The sequence below is a fragment of the Actinocrinis sp. genome (genome assembly GCF_035653575.1).
GTDB lineage: Bacteria > Actinomycetota > Actinomycetes > Streptomycetales > Catenulisporaceae > Actinocrinis.
In genome coordinates, this window is sequence record NZ_DASRBQ010000053.1 from 1 (window position 1) to 16515 (window position 16515).

Sequence of the window (16515 nt, forward strand, 5' to 3'; positions counted from 1 at the left end):
TGGAGCTGATGCAGCGCGCGGTCGGCGGCGGGATACGCGTCGACGCCCCGGGCACGTCGTCCCCGGCGGCGCAGGAGCCGGCCCGCGATTCTTCCCCTTACGAGGCGCCCGCCCAGGCAGCGCCCACTCAGGACGCGGCGGCCCGCGATGCGCTGCGCGCCGACGAGTCGCCCTTCGCCGAGCCCTCGGCTCCGCCGCAGCCGCACGCGCCCCACGACGCGACCGGCACCTCCTCCCCCGCCTCGGCCATACCCGCTCCCCCGCCGCAGCGCTCGAGCGAGCCGGACTTCGACTCCTTCGACTGGGACGCGGCCGCCCGCGACCTCGGCGAGATCCTGCCGCCGATGTTCCTCGACGCGGACGACGAGGAGCTGACCGAGCCCGCGTACGACGTGGAGGAGATCAGCACCGTGCGTCTGGCCGACGTCGGCGGCATGGCGCAGGTCAAGAAGCGGCTCGAGGCGGCGTTCCTGGCGCCGATGCGCAATCCGGAGCTCAGCCGGCTCTACGGCAAGTCGCTCAAGGGCGGCCTGCTGCTCTACGGCCCGCCCGGCTGCGGCAAGACCTTCCTGGCCCGCGCGATCGCCGGCGAGCTCGGCGCGGCGTTCTTCTCGGTGACGCTGGCCGACGTGCTGGACATGTACATAGGGCAGAGCGAGCGGAACCTGAGCGAGATCTTCGCCACCGCCCGGCGGCACGCGCCCTGCGTGCTCTTCCTCGACGAGGTGGACGCGATCGGGCAGCGGCGCAGCCAGCTGCGGTCGAACTCGATGCGCGGCACCGTCAACCAGCTGCTCTCAGAGCTCGACGGCGTCGGCGCGCAGAACGACGGCGTCTTCGTACTGGCGGCCACCAACGCGCCCTGGGACGTGGACGTGGCGCTGCGGCGGCCCGGGCGGCTGGACCGTACGGTGCTCGTGCTGCCGCCGGACCAGTCCGCCCGCGAGGCGATCCTGCGCCACCACCTCAAGGGCCGGCCGGTCGCCAAGATCGACCTGGCCGCCACGGCGAAGCGCACCGAGGGTTACTCGGGCGCCGACCTCGCGCACGTCTGCGAGACCGCCGCCGAGCGGGCGCTGCTGGACTCGGCGGTCTCCGGCGCGGTACGGATGATTGAGATGCGGGACATCGAGGCGGCGCTGGCCGAGGTGCGCCCGTCGATCGGGCCGTGGCTCGAGTCGGCGCGCAATGTGGCGATGTTCGCGAACGAGGCCGGCGCCTATGACGATCTGCTGGACTATCTGAAGAAGCGCAAGCTGCTGTAGGCCCGGCGCGCTGTCCGACGCGCGGCGGCGACCGATCCGCAGCGGCAACCGATCCGAAGCAATGACCGAGGTGGAGCGGTGACCGAGCTCGACGCCCGCAACGAACTGCTGCGTGCTTCGACGCTGCTCGACCTCGGCCGCGCCGCCGAGGCCCGCGCCCGGCTCAGCACGCTGCTGGCCGCCGATCCCGCCAACGCGTTCGCGCTGCGGCTGCTGGCCCGCTGCCACCACGCGGCCGGGGACATGGACCTGGCCATAGACACCGCGAAGGCGGCGGTCGCGGCCGACCCGGCCTCCGAGCACGGGCACCGCATCCTGGCCAACGCGTACAACTCGCTGGGCGACCGGTGGGCGGCCACCAACTCGGCGCGCGAGGCACTGCGGCTCGCGCCGGACGAGTGGCGGTGCCACTGGCTGCTGGCGGAGTGCCTGCGGCACAGCGACCCGCACTTGGCCCTCCCGGCCGCGCACCGGGCGCGCGAGCTGGCCCCGAACGAGGCCGACGTGCACGTGCTCTACGGGGTCGTGGTCAAGCAGCTCGGCCGGACCGAAGAGGCGCGCGCGGCGTACCTGCACGCGTTGAGCATCAACCCGAACCTCGCCACCGCGCACAACAACATCGCCGTGCTCGACCGGGCCAACGGGCGCTGGGCCCGCGCGCTGGCCGGATTCCGCACCTCGCTGCGCCACAACCCGCAGCAGAAGCTGGCCCGGGAGAACCTCGCGAACACGATCGTGCTGCTGCTGCGCCGCCTGTGCGCGATCGCCTACGCCTGCGTGCTCGTGGTCGTGTTCACCGCGGGGGTGGCCAGCCCGCTGGTGCTGCGCGGGCTCGGCATCACGCTCACCGCCGGACTGCTGGCCGGCCTGGGCTGGATCCTGGCGATCGCGCGGCGCAGCGTCGGCGCGTTCGCCACGATGATCCTGCGCACCGATCGCAGGGCGCTGACGGCGATGGCGGTGTTCGCGATCGCGCTGGCGATCGTGGTGGTCGGCGCGATAGTGCAGCTCGTGCCGCAGCGCGAGGTCCGCGCGGCGCTCGGCGGGTTCGGGCACGAGGGCCACCTGCTGCCGTTCATCGGCCTCGGCCTGCTCATCGCGGCCCGCAACGCCCGCAATGTTAAGAAGTGACCATACGCACGGCTCTCACCCAGGACCGATCAGGGGTCAGATACGCATCGACGCGCAGGCCGGCTTCCGCGAGCGTCTGCTCGAACTCTGCTTCGGTCATCGGGTGCGCGAGGTAGGTCTGGGTCCAATGCGCGTCCGGAAAGAAGTACTCGGCGCGCACCGACCGCACGTCCGCGCCGACCGGGACCGAGGAGACGACGCGCACCAACCCGTCGCCCAGCACGGCCTCGCGGGGAATGCGGTCCTCCCAGCCTTCGGGCCGGCGTTGAATCAGAACGCATCCATCGTCCGCGACGTGACGCTGGCAGGTGCTCAGGATCCCTCGGCGCACTTTGGCGTCGCCGGCGTGGACGAGGAAAGAGGCGAGCAGCACCACGTCGAAGCGCTCGCCGAGGTCGAGCAGCTCGATCGGGCTGCGCACGGTGCGCACTCCGGTGACCCGTTCGAGCATTTCGGCCGACTCGTCGACCGCGGTCACGGCGAACCCGCGCTGGACGAGCGGCCTGGTCATCCGGCCGACGCCGCAGCCGAGTTCGAGGAGGGAAGCGCCGGCAGGCACCGCAGCTTGCACGATGTCGACTTCGTCGCCCAGCGGAATGCGCTCGTACAGCTCGACCGCGCAGCCGTCCGGCGTGATCGGCCCGGGACCGGTGCCGCTGTACCCTTCGCGTGCCATGTGATCCATGCTCTCCATCGAAACAGGTCACCTCGTTCCACGTCGGGTGTCGGCGGCCGCTGCTAGCGTTTCCCCATGATCGACAGTTCGCAGCAGGGTGGCGACTCGCACGGTGATCTACAACACGGCGATGCACGCCGCCGCCGCCTCGGGGTCATGTTCGACCGCTCGCTGCCGCCGGAATCGCTGGTCGCCTTCGCCCGGGAGGTGGAGGCGGCGGGAGCGGACGACCTGTGGGTGGTCGAGGATCTGCGCTGGGCCGGCTCGATCGCGTCCGCGGCCACCGTGCTCGCCGCGACCGAGCGGCTGCGGGTCGGCATCGGCATCGCGCCGGCGCCGCTGCGAAACCCGGCGCTGCTGGCCATGGAGTTCGGCACGCTGGCGCGCCTTTATCCCGGCCGTCTCGCGGCGGGCATCGGGCATGGCGCGCCGCAGTGGATGGCGCAGGTCGGCGCGAGCGTGCCGCACAAGCTCGCGCTGCTGGAGGAGACCATCGGCGCGGTGCGGGCGATCCTGCGCGGCGAGGAGGTCTCGGTCGACGGGCGCGCGATCCACCTGGAGGAGATCCAGCTGGTGCACCCGCCGCGGCAGCCGCCGCCGGTGATCGCCGGAGTCATCGGCCCGCGCTCGCTGGAACTGGCGGGCCGCGTCGCGGACGGCACGCTCGTGGTGGAGGGCCGCGGCCCGAACGACCTGCCGGGCATCCGAGCCCTGATCGAGAAGGGACGCGCCGGCGCCGCGAACCCCGGGCCGCACGAGCTGGTCATCTTCACGCACCTGTGCATCCGCGCGGATCAGGCCGAGGTCCGAGCCGCACTCGCGCCGGTGCTCGCGGAGTACTCGCAGATGCTCGGCGTGCCTGAGCAGGAGGTCTTCACCGTCTCGGGGGACGCGGCGCAGGTCGCGCAGCGCGTACGCGAACTGTGGGACGCAGGTGTCGACAGCGTCGTGCTGCGGCCGGTCGGGGACGAGCCCACGCGCCAGTTCGCCGAGGCGGCCGCGGCGGTGCGGCCGGCCGGATCCGGGGACTGATACCGCGCAACGGTGCGGCGGTCGGCGCCGCGGGTGCGGATCCGACCGCCGACGGCTGAGGGGCCGTCAGGCCGCGCGCGTCGCGGCCAGCACCTCGGCCAGGTGGATCGTGCGGATCGGCGCTCCGGAGCGCTGTGCGAGCCCGCCGATGTGCATCAGGCACGAGTTGTCCGCGGCGACGAGGTACTGCGCGCCGGTGCTGACCGCATTGGCTACCTTGTCGGCGCCCATCGCGGTGGAGACGTCCGGGTTCTTGAGCGAGAAGGTGCCGCCGAAACCGCAGCACTCCTGCGCCCCGGGCAGTTCCTCCAGTTCGAGACCGGCGACGGCTCGCAGCAGCCGCAACGGCCGGTCGCCGACGTTCAGCAGCCGCAGCGAGTGACACGTCGGGTGATAGGTGACCTTGTGCGGGAAGTACGCGCCGACGTCCTCGACGCCGAGCACGTCGATGAGGAACTCCGACAGCTCGAACACGCGCGGCACGGAAGCGTCCGGCACGATCCTCGGATGAATGTCGCGCACCATCGCGGCGCACGAGCCCGAGGGCGCTACCACGTATTCGTACCCTGCGAAGGCCGCCGCGAAGGAGGCCGCGAGCGCGGCCGCGTCGGCCGGGTATCCCGTGTTGTAGTGCATCTGCCCACAGCAGGTCTGGGCCATCGGGAAGTCGACCTCGACGCCGAGCCGTTCGAGCAGCGCGACGGTCGCCTTCCCCGCATCGGGGAACAGCGCGTCGTTCAAGCAGGTGATGAACAGCGCGATCCGCACCAGCCCGGCCTCTCCTCGGTCAAAGATCCGATGACATCATCGTCCGCCGGAGCGCACCACGGCAACATGTCTGTGCTGTCGGCCGATGGGTACCCGGCGGTGAACAGGCCACGGATGGGTGTTGCGCCGCGAGGCCGGTCGACGGGTGGTGGTGGCGGTGACGCAGGAGCTGGACAGCGCGCTGGCGGAGCTGTTGGCACGCTCGCACACCGCGGCGCCGTCCCAGCTGGCGGGTCTCGTCGAGCACACCGCGCACCGGCTGGGCATGGCCGAAGCGGCGCTGTACCTGGCTGACGTCCAGCAGGACATGCTGGTACCGCTGCCGGACGCACGCGCGTGCGGCGAAGAAGCCGAGCCGATCCCGATCGACGGCACCCTCGCCGGATGGGCCTACCGGACCGTCTCTCCCCGCCTGACCAAGCACGGCTCGCTCACGGTATGGCTGCCGCTGGTCGACGGGGTGGAACGGGTCGGGGTGGTGCGCATCACCGCGGCGCAGTTGACCGCGAGAATGCTGGAAGCCGCCGAAGCCCTCGCCTCGCTCGCCACCTTGATCATCGTGTCCATGACCGGATACAGCGACCTGTACGCCCGCGTCGCGCGCCGAGAGCCGATGAACACCGCCGCCGAGATGGTCTGGGCGTTCCTGCCGCCGCTGACCCTCGGCACCGACCGGGTCACCTCCACCGCGGTGCTGGAGCCGGCCTACGAGATCGGCGGCGACGCGTTCGACCACGGCCTCGACGACGGCCGGCTGCATCTGACCATCCTGGACGCGATGGGCCACGACCTGGGCTCCGGGCTGGCCTCCGCGATCGCGCTGGCCAGCTGCCGCAGCGTACGCCGCGCCTGCGGGCCGCTGCTGCAGATCGCCGAGCACGTCGACGCCGAGCTTGAGCGCTGGCTGCCCGGGATCTCGCTCACCGGCGTGTTCGCCGACCTCGACCTGGACAGCGGGCTGCTGACCTGGGTCAACTGCGGGCATCCCCCGCCGCTGCTGATCCGCGGACGGCGGGTGGTGCCCCGCGCCCTTGAGGCACGCGGCGAACTGCCGCTGGGCCTGCGCCCGCAATACCAAGCCACCCGCACCGTGCACCAGGCGCAGCTCGAGCCCGGCGACCGGCTGCTGCTGCATACCGACGGGGTCACCGAGGCCCGCTCCGCCGCCGGAGAGCTGTTCGGCGAGCAGCGCCTGGTCGACTTCGTGCTGCGTTCCCTGGCCGCGGAGGAACCACCGCCCGAGGCGCTGCGCCGGCTCATCCACGCCATCCTGGAGCACCACGACGACCGGCTGCGCGACGACGCCACCATCGTGCTGGCCGCCTGGCACCCCGACCGCGGCACGTCCGAGGCGCTGGCACCCACGCGGGAGTGAACCGGCGGGTCGATCAGTCCTCGGCGGGTCGATCAATCCTCGAAGCGGAACACCACGCGGTCGCCGAGCGGCCGGAAGCCCAGGCGCTGATACAAGGCGTTGCTGGTCGGGTTGGCCAAATCAGTGAACAGCGACACCTCGCGCGCTCCGCGTTCGAAGGCTGTCTCGCAGACCGCCGCGGTGGCCGCGGCCGCGTAACCGCGCCCGCGCAGCGCCTTCGGCGTGTACACCGGACCGACCCGGATGCCGCCGCCTTCCAGCAGCCGTGTGATCCCGGCCATCGAAACCGGCGCCCCGTCCACCTCCCACAGCGTCAGGCCGCCGTAGTCGAGCCGGTCCACCACCGCCCGCTCGGCATTGATCACCGGGTCGCCGACCTCCTCGGCGAAATCCACGAACCAGGCCAGCAGCAGATCGAGGTCGTCTTCGGTCGCGACGCGTGCGGTTCCGGCGGGGAGCGGCGCCGGCCAGGTCAGTTCGCCGAGCAGGTAGAGCCGGTGCTTCGCCCCCTCCCGCGCCACCGCCCCGGTCTCGGCGCACCAGGCGCTCGCCACCGCCTCGGCGACCGGCTGCGGACCGTTGATCCCGGGCAGCGGGCGCCCGGAGGCCCGCAGCACCTCGACGAGGGACCGCGCCGCCGCCTCATCAGGCAGGTCGGAAACGAGCAGCGGATGCGGCGGGGTCTGCACGAACGCGGCGCTCACCGCGCCGTTCGCGTCCTCGTACCAGCCGAAGCGCGGGCCGCCGTCGCCGTACGCGTCCAAGCCGCGTTCCCTCAGCACCGAAGGAATAGACAGCAGGATGGTGTTCTGGGTGGGCTGCGCGCGCAGGAAATCGAGCGCGGCCGCGTCGAAGGCCGCCAAGTCGTCAGTAGTCTGCCAAGCCATACGCCAGTCTGGCATCCGGCCGATTCGTTCGCATCCGAGTTTCGACCGGTTGACCGTCGCCCCGGCAGATGCGCCGGCGGCCGGAGACGCGGCACGTCGCGTCTCCGGCCGCCGGTGATGCTGTCGGCCTCGGGTTCAGCCCGCGCTGTTGCCCTCGGGCCGCAGTTCGAAGCCTGCGCTGCGCGCCTGGAGTTCGAGCAGCGCCGCGAAGTCCAGGTCCCGGAAGCCGGAGGTCACCGCCTCCTGGATGCGCTGGTACGCCGCGCCGGCCACGGGCATCGGGCTCTCCACCACGCGCGCGGCGGCGAGTCCGAGGTCGAAGTCCTTGCGCAGCAGCTCCGTGGTGAAGGTCGGCGTGAAGTCGAGGTTCAGCATCGCCGGGGTCTTGTACCGGGTGAAGTCCGAACCCAGCACCGAGCCGTTGAGGAACTGCATCAGGGCCGTGCGGGTGACGCCGTAGCGCTGGGCGAGCGTCGAGACCTCGGCGAGGGTCTGCGCCATCACGCCGAGCAGCATGTTGTGGCACAGCTTGACCACGCGCGCCGCGTCACCGTCGCCCACGTAGCTGACGGAGCGTCCGAGGATCTCCAGCAGCGGCAGCACCTGCTGGTAGGCCTCGAGCGGACCTGAAACGCAGAACGAGGCGGTGCCGCCGGCGACCGCTCCCGCGTTTCCGCTGACCGGGGCGGCCAGTACCGCGGTGTCGGTCTTCGCGGCCAGTTCGCGCAGCGTGCGCGCGGCCGGGGCGTCCACCGTCGAGCAGTCCACCACGATGCGCGGGCCGCGGTCGCCGCCGAACAGCGTGGTGGCCACCGCGACCAGGCTGGCCGGGGTGTCCACCGTGACGAAGACGATGCGGCAGTCGACCAGGTCCGCCGGGGTGTCCACCACCTTCGCCCCGAGCGGCGCCAGCTCCTCCGCCTTGACGCGGGTGCGGTTGCACACCGCCACCTGCTGGCCGGCGCCGAGCAGCCGCGTCACCAAGGCGCTGCCCATGCGTCCGGTGCCGATCCAGCCGATGCTGTTAGTGATCGCGCCCGCCTGGGGCGCGCCGTTGCCGGCCACTGCACCGCTCACCGCCGTGCTGTTGCCGGCGGCGGTACTTCCAGAACTGTCGTTGTCGGCAGCCATATCCTCTTTCCCCCTCTTCTCCACTGCTCCTGCGCGCACCGTCGCGATGCGAACCGGTGCGCTCAATCCCACGATACGGGGTGTTGAAACGTGCTCAGGCGGCACCTCGTTCGGCGCGGGTCCGCATGGTGACCGAAGCCGTCCGTTATACGGAACCGCACTTCGTTGGCGATATGATGATCGATCATGGACCTCGGGCATCGCACCGCACGTGAAGCCACCGGCAGGCGCCACGCGGCGCGGCGCCGCGTCGCCGTGACCCTGGCCTTCGCGGCAGCTCTCGGCTCCGTGGCGGCCTGCTCGTCTTCGTCCTCCTCGGCCTCGTCCGGCTCCGGGGGCGGTTCCGCCGGGCCGGCGAGCACGGTCACGCTGGCGCTGGACTGGACGCCGAACACCAACCACACCGGCATCTTCGTCGCCCAGCAGCTCGGCTACTACAAGAGCGCCGGGATCGACCTGAAGCTGGTGCCCTACGGCTCCACCGCGCCGGAAACGCTGGTCGCCACGCACAAGGCCGACTTCGGCATCTCCTATCAGGACGGCCTCACCGAGGCGGCGGCCACCGGCGGCGACCTCACTTCGGTCTTCGCGATCACGCAGAAGACCGACGTGGTGATCGGGGTGCGGGCAGACAGCGGGATCACCTCGCCCAAGCAGCTGGACGGCAAGACGTACGCGGGTTACGGCTCGCCGCTGGAGCAGCCGATGCTCAAGTACGTGATCAAGCAGGCGGGCGGTGCCGGCACGTTCAAGGATGTGACCCTCAACACAGACGCCTACCAGGCGCTCTACGCGGGCCAGGCGGACTTCGCGCTGCCCGAGCCGACCTGGGAGGTCATCCAGGCCAAGCTGGTGGGCAAGCCGCTGCGCACCTTCGACGTGTCCGACTACGGCTTCCCGCCGATCTACTCCGCGCTGATCGCCTCTTCGCACCAATATCTCAGCGCGCACGCCGACCTCGCCCGCAGGTTCCTCGCGGCGACGCTGAAGGGCTACCAGTACGCCGCCGCGCAGCCGCAGCAGGCGGCGAATCTGCTGATCCAGGCGAATCGGTCGGTGCTCGGCGGGCAGCGCGAGCTGGTGGATCAGAGCGCTGCGCTGGAGGCCTCGCAGTACTACAAGGACCCTGACGGCAAGATAGGGGTGCAGAGCGAGGCGCGTTGGAAGGCGCTGACCGACTTCTTGTACAACAACGGGATCCTGGCCGACGCCTCGGGCAAGTCGCTGTCCGCGGAGCCGCAGCTCTCGTCGCTGTATACGAACGCGTACCTGCCGGCTTCCGACCAGAGCCCGTGACGCTGCGGTGACCGGTCGCCGGGTGGGGCGCACGCTGTGGCCGCCGCTGCTGCTCGCTGTCGTGCTGATCGCCGGCTGGCAGCTGGTCGCGCAGTTCGCGATCCGCGACGCGCAGGTGCTGCCCACGCCGTGGCAGGTGGTCTCGGCGGGCTGGCAGGTGCGCGGCGACCTTTGGCACAACGCGGTTCCAACGCTCACCGAGACCGCGACCGGCTTCGGAGTGTCGTTCGTGCTTTCGTGGCTGATCGCGACGGCGATGGACTTCTCCGACGCGGCGCGGCGCGCGGTCTATCCGCTGCTGGTGGCCTCGCAGACGATCCCGGTGGTCGCGATCGCCCCGCTGTTCGTCGTCATCTTCGGCTTCCAGCTGCTGCCGAAGGTGCTGCTGGTCGCGCTGGCCACCTTCTTCCCGCTCACCGCCGCGCTGGCGGAGGGCTTCGCCACCGCGGACGGCGACGCGATGCGGCTGCTGCGCTCGATGGGCGCGAGCCGGTGGCAGTCCTTTGCGAAGGTGCGGGTGCCCGGGGCGTTGCCGTTCTTCTTCACCGGCCTGCGGGTCTCGATCACGTACGCGATCGGCGGCGCGGTGTTCGCCGAGTACGCCGGGGCGGAGAACGGCCTGGGCATCTACATGCAGCAGATGCAGCAGAACTTCCGCATCGACCTGGTCTTCGCCACGATCCTGGTGATCGCGCTACTGAGTGTGCTGCTGTTCGCCTCGACCTATCTGCTCGAGCGGCTGGTCACACCCTGGCGCCGGTTCGAGGCGCCGCGGGCCGCGGGCCGGGACCGGCCGTGAACGCCGGCGGCGGATACCGGCTGGAAGTGCGCGGGCTCGCCCACGAGTTCCCCCGGCCGGGCCAGGATCCGCTGCGCGTGCTCGACGGCCTGGATCTCGCGGTGCGGCCGGGTGAGTTCACCGCCGTCATCGGCCCGAGCGGTAGCGGCAAGTCAACCCTCTTCAACATCGTCGCCGGGCTCGACCGGCCATCGCGGGGGACCGTCTTCATCGACGGCCGCGCGGCCACCGGGCACAGCGATCAGGTCGCGTACATGCCGCAGAAGGACCTGCTGTTCCCGTGGCGCACGGTCGAGGACAACGCCGCGCTCGGACTGGAAGTACAGGGCGCCGCGAAGAAGGCGGCGCGCGCCGCGGTCCGGCCGCTGTTCGGGGAGTTCGGGCTCGACGGCTTCGAGCGCGCCTACCCCGCGCAGCTGTCCGGCGGCATGCGGCAGCGGGCGGCGCTGCTTCGGACCGTCGCGATGCGGCGTTCGGTGCTGCTGCTCGACGAGCCGTTCGGCGCGCTCGACTCGCTCACCCGCACTCAGATGCAGCTTTGGCTGGCGCAGATGTGGCAGCGGCACGCGTGGACGGTCCTGCTTGTGACGCACGACATCCGGGAAGCGGTCTTCCTCGCTGACTCAGTGCACGTACTCACCTCGCGTCCGGCCACGCTGGCCGCGCGCATTCTCGTGGACCTGCCGCGTCCGCGCACCGCGCAGACGTTCCTGCTGCCCGAGTTCGCCCGGCTGGAGCAGCAGGTCCTCGGCGCGCTCGGCCCGACTTCGGACGTGCCCTGATGTCGCACCTCGTGCATGGGATGGGCACCGAGAGCGTCGCGCCCGACTGGCCACCGCTCACTTTCGCCGAAGTCGACGCCGTGCTGCGCCGGTATCCGCAGGCGGCTGGCGCCCGCGCCCTGACCTGGCGCTCGCCGCGTCCGCTGTCGGCCGCGGGGTTGGTCGAGACGGCACGCGGCGGATCGGTGTTCGTCAAGCGGCACCATCGGCGGGTGCGTTCCCTCGACGGACTGCACGAGGAGCACGCCTTTCTCGCGCACCTTCGGCGCGGCGGCGCCGCGGTGGTGGACGTGCTGACCGACGACGACGGCGGCACCGCGCTCGCGGTCGGCGAGTGGACGTACGAGGTTCACTCGGTCGGCGACGGAGAAGACCTGTACCGGGAGGCGATCTCCTGGTCGCCGTTCATGCAGCTCAGCCACGCGCACGCCGCCGGGCGCGCTTTGGCCGAGCTGCATGAGGCAGCGCGCGGATACGCCGCGCCGGCCCGCGCTCCGCGTCAGCTGACCGCCGGCTTCGCGATCTTCGCCGGCGACGATCCGATCGCCGCCGTCGATCAGTATGCTGCGGCGCGTCCGGCGCTGGCCGAGGACCTTTCGGCGCGGCCTTGGCGCGAGGACGTCGAGCGCTGGCATCTGTCGTATCACGAGCGGCTGCGGCCGCAGCTCGCCGCGCTGGATCCGCTTTGGACGCACAACGACTTCCACGCCTCCAACCTGCTGTGGCGCTGGACGCCGGCGTCCACAGTGTCCGGCTCTACAGTGCAGGTCTCTACAGTGCTCGATTTCGGCCTCTGCGATAAGGCCTTCGCCGTGCACGACCTGGCCACGGCCATCGAGCGCAACGCGGTCGAGTGGATCGCGCTGGACGCGAAGGGCGACGACGCGGTGCATCCGGACGCGGCGCTCGCCCTCATCGACGGCTACCAGGAAATCAGGAAACTGACGGACTCGGAACGCGCCGCGCTGCCCGACCTGCTCGCGCTGTGCCATGCCGACTACGCCCTCAGCGAGATCGACTACTTCCGCGACGTGACCGGCTCCGCGCAGAACGCCGAACTGGCGTACCGCTACTTCGTCGATCACACCGCCTGGTTCACCAGTCCGGCCGGCGCCCGCTTCCTGGACCGGTTGCGCACGGCCCTCGGGGACTGACCGGCGACCGCGCTCGTCCGGCCGCGTTGCCCGCGAGAACGACTCCGCCTGGAGTAACGTTCCGCGTGCCAGGACAGGACAAAGCACCCATTCGGCATATTTTGATCATGTGGGAAGACGACGCAGGCACCGGGCCCTGAACCGCGCAACCGCCCTCCCCGCCGCCGGTGGCCGCCGGTCCCGGGCGCGTACCGCGCCGACCGCGCGACGGCGGCGCCGATGGGTGCGCGTCACGTTGTGGCTGACGTTCGGCCTGGTCGCGGGCATCGGCGGCGGCGTCGGAGCGGTGTTCGCGGCCCCGGTGCTCACGCCCAAGGTCGTGCAGGAGATCTCCGCGTCGTACACCTTCCCGGGCAAGCCGCCGGCGATCGCCTGGCCCGCGTCCGGACAGGCCGCCCTCGCCTTCGACGGGCTCGGCCGGCTCGGCACGTCCGGACCGGCGACCACTGCCGTGCCGATCGCGAGCGTCGCCAAGGTGCTGACCGCGTATCAGATCCTCACCGATCACCCGCTCGCCCCCGGCGCCTCCGGTCCGACGCTGACCGTCGAGCACGCGGAGGCCGCGGCGTATGGCTGGCAGTACGCGCAGGGCCAGTCGCTCGTGCCGGTCAAATCCGGCGAGCGGCTCACCGAGCGGCAGGCGCTCCAGGCGTTGCTGCTCGCCTCGGCCGACAACGTCGCGCAGATCCTCGCGCGCTGGGACTCCGGAAGCGTGCCGGCCTTCCTGGCCCGGATCAACCGGACGGCCGTGCGGCTGGGGATGGCCCATTCGAGGTACACCGACCCCTCCGGTCTCGACCGGGGCACGGTCTCCACCGCGCTGGACCAACTGCTGCTCGCGCAGAAGGCGATGCGGATCCCGGCCTTCGCCGAACTGGTCGCGGAGAAGGGCGCGGTGATTCCGGTCGCCGGGTCGATTCACAACTTCAACACCCTGCTCGGCCGGGACGGGGTCGTCGGGATCAAGACCGGTTCGACGATGGCGGCCGGCGGCTGCCTGATGTTCGCGGCCGACGTGCCGGCCGGGCCGAACGGTGCGACGCGGCGGCTTTTCGGCGTGGTGCTCGGGCAGCCGGGTTCGAGTTCGACGATCCTTCCGCATGCCCTGGCCGCGGCGCAGCGTCTCGTCGAGTCGGCGCGCTCGGTGGTCATGACGGCGACCGTCGTGCCGGCCGCCCGGGAGGTCGCCATCGTCAGTGAGGCCATGCGCGCTGACAGAGCCCTGGCTCCGCCGGCGGCGGTGACGGTGATCGGCTGGCCTGGCCTGCGTTACGTGCTGCGCGTGTCAGGCTCGCCCTCAGAGGCGGTGCTCACCGTGCGAGAGCAGGGCGAGCCGGGCAATCAGGTAGTCAGTAGCCTGCGATAATCCCTGCTTCAGAGCACGACGCGGAAGTGCGTGATGAGCCGGCGGTCGTCGTCCAGGACGTGGTAGGCGAGCGCGGCCGGCGCCTCTTCGTCGATCAGGCCCTCGCCGTCCCAGGGCAGGGTGGTGGTCGAGATCACCGAGGGCGCGATCAGCAGCGGCAGCCCGGCGAAGGTCGTGGCGGCCGGCGTGTGCGCGTGCCCGGTGAGGATCGCGACGACGTTGCGGTGCCGGCCGAGGAGCGCCGCGAGCCGCTCGCCGCCGGTTTGCCGCATGCCGTCGAGGTACGGCGCGTGGACCAGCACCGGAGGGTGGTGGAAGCACACGAACACCGGAGCGCCGTCCGGGGCGTCGGTAAGTACCCGGTCCAGCCACTGCAGCGTCTCGTCCGCGAGGTAGCCGCCGGGCTTTCCGGGGATAACGGAGTCGCAGAGGGCGAAGATGGCGCCGCCCGCCGTGTGCACCCGGTTGACCGGCCCTTGCCCTGCGTCCTCCCGCTCCTCGCCGAGCAGCACCTTGACATAGGCGCCGCGCTCGTCGTGGTTGCCGGGGCAGGTGAACACCGGGTAGGGCAGCGTCGCGATCAGGGCCCGGATCTTCTCGTACTCCTCCGGCGCGCCGTGGTCCGCGATGTCGCCGGTGATGAGGACCGCGTCGACCGGGCGCGGGAGCTCGGCCAGGTGCGCGAAAAGCCGCTGCGCGCGAGCCTCATTGCGCTCGGAGGTACCGATGTGAATATCGCTGACCTGCGCGACCGTGATCACCCGCGCGCTCCGTTCACTTTCCGCGCCAGCTGTTCGACCTGCTCGACGAGGGACGCAGGCGGCCAGTGCCCAAGCCGATCACTCGTATTGTAGATCGCGAAGTGCGGGACAGGAGGTGGTTCGTCAGGTCGCATGCGCTCGATGAACTGCGTGTATGCCGCGAGTTTGGCGCCGTCGCGTTCGCTGCCCCGGGTCATCAGGCGTTGGCGCAGGACCTCGGGATCGCAGGACACCCACACCAGGTGCACCTCTCCCCCGCCGAGCTGAACGGACCACTCGGTCCACCGGGCCGGGTCGCGGATCTGGCCCGTGAATGGCGCGACGAGCAGCACCGGGCAGCCGAACGCGCGGATCTCGCGAGCCGTGGCCGTAAGACTCTGATACTCGTACGCCTTGATGTTGCGGTCGTACCAGTCGCCTTCACGTTCCCCGGGTTCCCGGCCGGCCGCCGCCAGCATCGCGGCGACGAAGGGCCCGTAGACGGTGTCCTTGTCGAGCAGCGCCGGATGCGGGTCGAGCCGGTCGGCGAGCAGGGCGGCGACCGTCGACTTGCCGGCGCCGGGCGCTCCGGCCACGACCCACACGGGCGCGCGCGTCTCGCCGATCTCCCGTTCGGAGACGTGCCCGCGCCCTACGTGATCACCCACGTGAGAAATCCTCGCATACGCCACGCCACGGACATGTGACCGGCGACGAGCCGCGCTAGGGTGGGCCGATGCATCGCGCACTGGTGTACACCCGCACGGCCCAGTTCCGGCACGATTCGATCCCGGCGGGCGTGGCGGCACTGGAGGAACTGGGCCGGGACGTGGGCCTCGGGGTCGATGCCACCGAGGCGCCCGAGGCGTTCACGCCGCAAGCGCTGGCCGATTACCGCGTGGTGGTTTTCCTGTCGACCAGCGGTGATGTTCTTACCGACGCGGGACGCTCGGCGTTCGGCGCCTGGGTGCGCGAGGGCGGCGGCTTCGTCGGGGTGCACCTGGCCGCGGGTACCGAGCCGGACTGGGACTTCTTCGGCGACCTGGTCGGCGCCAGGTTCACCCGGCACCCGGACTTCCAGCCCGCGACGGTGATGGTCGAGGACCAGCGCCACCCGGCCACGGAGCACCTGCCGGCGCAGTGGTCGTTCAGTGACGAGTGGTACGAGTTCGCGTCGAATCCCCGCGGGACGGTGCGCGTGCTCGCCTCGGTCGACGAGCGCGGCTACGAGGGCGGAACGATGGGTCCGGACCACCCGTTGGCCTGGTGCCACGAGAACTGCGGCGGCAGGTCGTTCTACACCTCGCTCGGCCACGCCGAGGCCGCGTACGCCGATCCGGCCTTTCGCGCGCACCTGGCAGGCGGGCTGAGGTGGGCGGCCCGGCTGGACTGACGAGCCGGCCGAGTCCGGGGGTCCACGATCGAGTGGCCGGCACGGCCGGCGCGATTGAGCGGCGTGATCTCGGTTAGTGCGGGATCTGTAGTTGCACCGACAAGCTCGAACCCTGAATGGTGAACACACGTGACTTCGAACCCGGATGTCCCGCTCGAACTGCGCTATACCCGGCCGGCCGAGATCTGGGCCGAGGCGCTGCCCGTCGGCAACGGCAGGCTGGGAGCGATGATCCACGGGACGCGACCGATCGAGCGGATCAACCTCAACGAGGACACGTTCTGGTCCGGTCCGGCGGACACCTCGATCCCCGAGGTCGCGCCGCAGCTGATCGCCGAAGTCCGCGAGCACGTGCGCGCGGGGCGACACGTCGCGGCCGGAGAGGCATTGCGCGCGACGCAGGGTGCTGACGCCGAGGCGTTGCAGCCGATCGGCGACCTGCTCATCGAGTTCGCCGGCGCTTCGGGCGATGGATCCGCGCAGGGCGCCGGCGGTGACGCGGGTACGTATCGGCGGTCGCTGAACTTGCGCGAGGGCGTGAGTTCAGTCGAGTGGGGCGGGGATGGGCGCAGCATTCGCCAGCAGGTGCTGGTGAGCACGCAGTATGACGTGGTCGCGGTGCACCTGGAGACCGAGGATCCGGACGGACTCCAGGTGAATCTGAGCCTTGCGACGCCGCAGCACCGGGCCGAGGTGCGTGCCGTGCCGGATGACGAGGAC

General features: G+C 71.2%; 17 protein-coding genes. 11 read left to right on the forward strand and 6 right to left on the reverse strand.

Annotated elements, in window-relative coordinates; translation table 11 throughout:
• On the forward strand, nt 1-1265 hold a 1265-nt coding region (locus VFA06_RS07440), incomplete at its 5' end, for an ATP-binding protein (protein WP_324839693.1).
• A gap of 78 nt (nt 1266-1343) precedes the next feature.
• Nucleotides 1344-2396, forward strand: coding sequence for a tetratricopeptide repeat protein (locus VFA06_RS07445; RefSeq protein ID WP_324839694.1), 1053 nt, complete (start codon nt 1344-1346; stop codon nt 2394-2396).
• On the opposite strand, the gene VFA06_RS07450 is transcribed toward VFA06_RS07445, so the two are convergent.
• Nucleotides 2386-3081, reverse strand: a complete 696-nt coding sequence (locus VFA06_RS07450) for a class I SAM-dependent methyltransferase (RefSeq protein ID WP_349260095.1) — start codon at nt 3079-3081, stop codon at nt 2386-2388. The genes VFA06_RS07445 and VFA06_RS07450 overlap by 11 nt on opposite strands.
• A gap of 147 nt (nt 3082-3228) precedes the next feature.
• Here VFA06_RS07450 and VFA06_RS07455 point away from each other — a divergent pair, with 147 nt between their 5' ends.
• A complete protein-coding gene (locus tag VFA06_RS07455; RefSeq protein ID WP_349260097.1) occupies nt 3229-4104 on the forward strand; it encodes an LLM class flavin-dependent oxidoreductase in 876 nt (291 codons plus the stop codon).
• A gap of 66 nt (nt 4105-4170) precedes the next feature.
• Here VFA06_RS07455 and VFA06_RS07460 read toward each other — a convergent pair whose 3' ends face one another.
• Nucleotides 4171-4872 carry a (Fe-S)-binding protein gene (locus VFA06_RS07460; RefSeq protein WP_324839697.1) on the reverse strand — a complete coding sequence of 234 codons (702 nt, stop codon included), beginning with the start codon at nt 4870-4872 and terminating at the stop codon, nt 4171-4173.
• A 157-nt stretch (nt 4873-5029) separates the two neighbouring features.
• On the opposite strand from VFA06_RS07460, the gene VFA06_RS07465 reads away from it, so the two are divergent.
• Entirely contained in the window at nt 5030-6247 is a 1218-nt protein-coding gene (locus VFA06_RS07465) for a PP2C family protein-serine/threonine phosphatase (protein WP_324839698.1), read from the forward strand.
• A 32-nt stretch (nt 6248-6279) separates the two neighbouring features.
• Here VFA06_RS07465 and VFA06_RS07470 read toward each other — a convergent pair whose 3' ends face one another.
• On the reverse strand, nt 6280-7149 hold the full coding sequence (locus tag VFA06_RS07470; protein WP_324839699.1) for a GNAT family N-acetyltransferase: 870 nt from the start codon (nt 7147-7149) through the stop codon (nt 6280-6282).
• A gap of 120 nt (nt 7150-7269) precedes the next feature.
• A complete protein-coding gene (locus tag VFA06_RS07475) occupies nt 7270-8265 on the reverse strand; it encodes an NAD(P)-dependent oxidoreductase (protein ID WP_324839700.1) in 996 nt (331 codons plus the stop codon).
• A gap of 186 nt (nt 8266-8451) precedes the next feature.
• Between VFA06_RS07475 and VFA06_RS07480 the strand changes: the two genes are divergently transcribed.
• The 5 genes from VFA06_RS07480 to VFA06_RS07500 all read left to right on the forward strand — a co-directional run bounded on the left by VFA06_RS07480 (nt 8452) and on the right by VFA06_RS07500 (nt 13662).
• Nucleotides 8452-9561, forward strand: a complete 1110-nt coding sequence (locus VFA06_RS07480) for an ABC transporter substrate-binding protein (protein WP_324839701.1) — start codon at nt 8452-8454, stop codon at nt 9559-9561.
• 22 nt (nt 9562-9583) lie between these two features.
• Nucleotides 9584-10360, forward strand: coding sequence for an ABC transporter permease (locus tag VFA06_RS07485; protein ID WP_324839702.1), 777 nt, complete (start codon nt 9584-9586; stop codon nt 10358-10360).
• A complete protein-coding gene (locus tag VFA06_RS07490) occupies nt 10357-11142 on the forward strand; it encodes an ABC transporter ATP-binding protein (protein WP_324839703.1) in 786 nt (261 codons plus the stop codon). Before VFA06_RS07485 ends, VFA06_RS07490 begins: the two co-directional genes overlap by 4 nt.
• A complete protein-coding gene (locus VFA06_RS07495) occupies nt 11142-12296 on the forward strand; it encodes a phosphotransferase enzyme family protein (RefSeq protein WP_324839704.1) in 1155 nt (384 codons plus the stop codon). The genes VFA06_RS07490 and VFA06_RS07495 overlap by 1 nt, the downstream gene beginning before the upstream one ends.
• Nucleotides 12297-12519: 223 nt before the next feature.
• The gene (locus VFA06_RS07500; RefSeq protein WP_324839705.1) at nt 12520-13662 is read left to right on the forward strand and encodes a D-alanyl-D-alanine carboxypeptidase; all 1143 of its coding nucleotides are present in this window, start codon (nt 12520-12522) and stop codon (nt 13660-13662) included.
• Between the two features lie 8 nt (nt 13663-13670).
• Here the strand turns inward: VFA06_RS07500 and VFA06_RS07505 are convergent, their stop codons facing one another.
• Together VFA06_RS07505 and VFA06_RS07510 are read right to left on the reverse strand one after the other, a co-directional pair.
• Nucleotides 13671-14420: a phosphodiesterase gene (locus tag VFA06_RS07505; RefSeq protein ID WP_349260099.1), complete on the reverse strand. Its 750-nt coding sequence runs from the start codon at nt 14418-14420 to the stop codon at nt 13671-13673.
• Nucleotides 14420-15070 carry an AAA family ATPase gene (locus VFA06_RS07510; RefSeq protein ID WP_324839707.1) on the reverse strand — a complete coding sequence of 217 codons (651 nt, stop codon included), beginning with the start codon at nt 15068-15070 and terminating at the stop codon, nt 14420-14422. The genes VFA06_RS07505 and VFA06_RS07510 overlap by 1 nt, the downstream gene beginning before the upstream one ends.
• Before the next feature lie 68 nt (nt 15071-15138).
• On the opposite strand from VFA06_RS07510, the gene VFA06_RS07515 reads away from it, so the two are divergent.
• Both VFA06_RS07515 and VFA06_RS07520 read left to right on the forward strand, forming a co-directional pair.
• On the forward strand, nt 15139-15795 hold the full coding sequence (locus VFA06_RS07515) for a ThuA domain-containing protein (protein WP_324839708.1): 657 nt from the start codon (nt 15139-15141) through the stop codon (nt 15793-15795).
• Nucleotides 15796-15924: 129 nt separating this feature from the next.
• Nucleotides 15925-16515, forward strand: a 591-nt coding sequence (locus VFA06_RS07520) for a glycoside hydrolase family 95 protein (RefSeq protein WP_324839709.1), incomplete at its 3' end; no start/stop codon positions are given.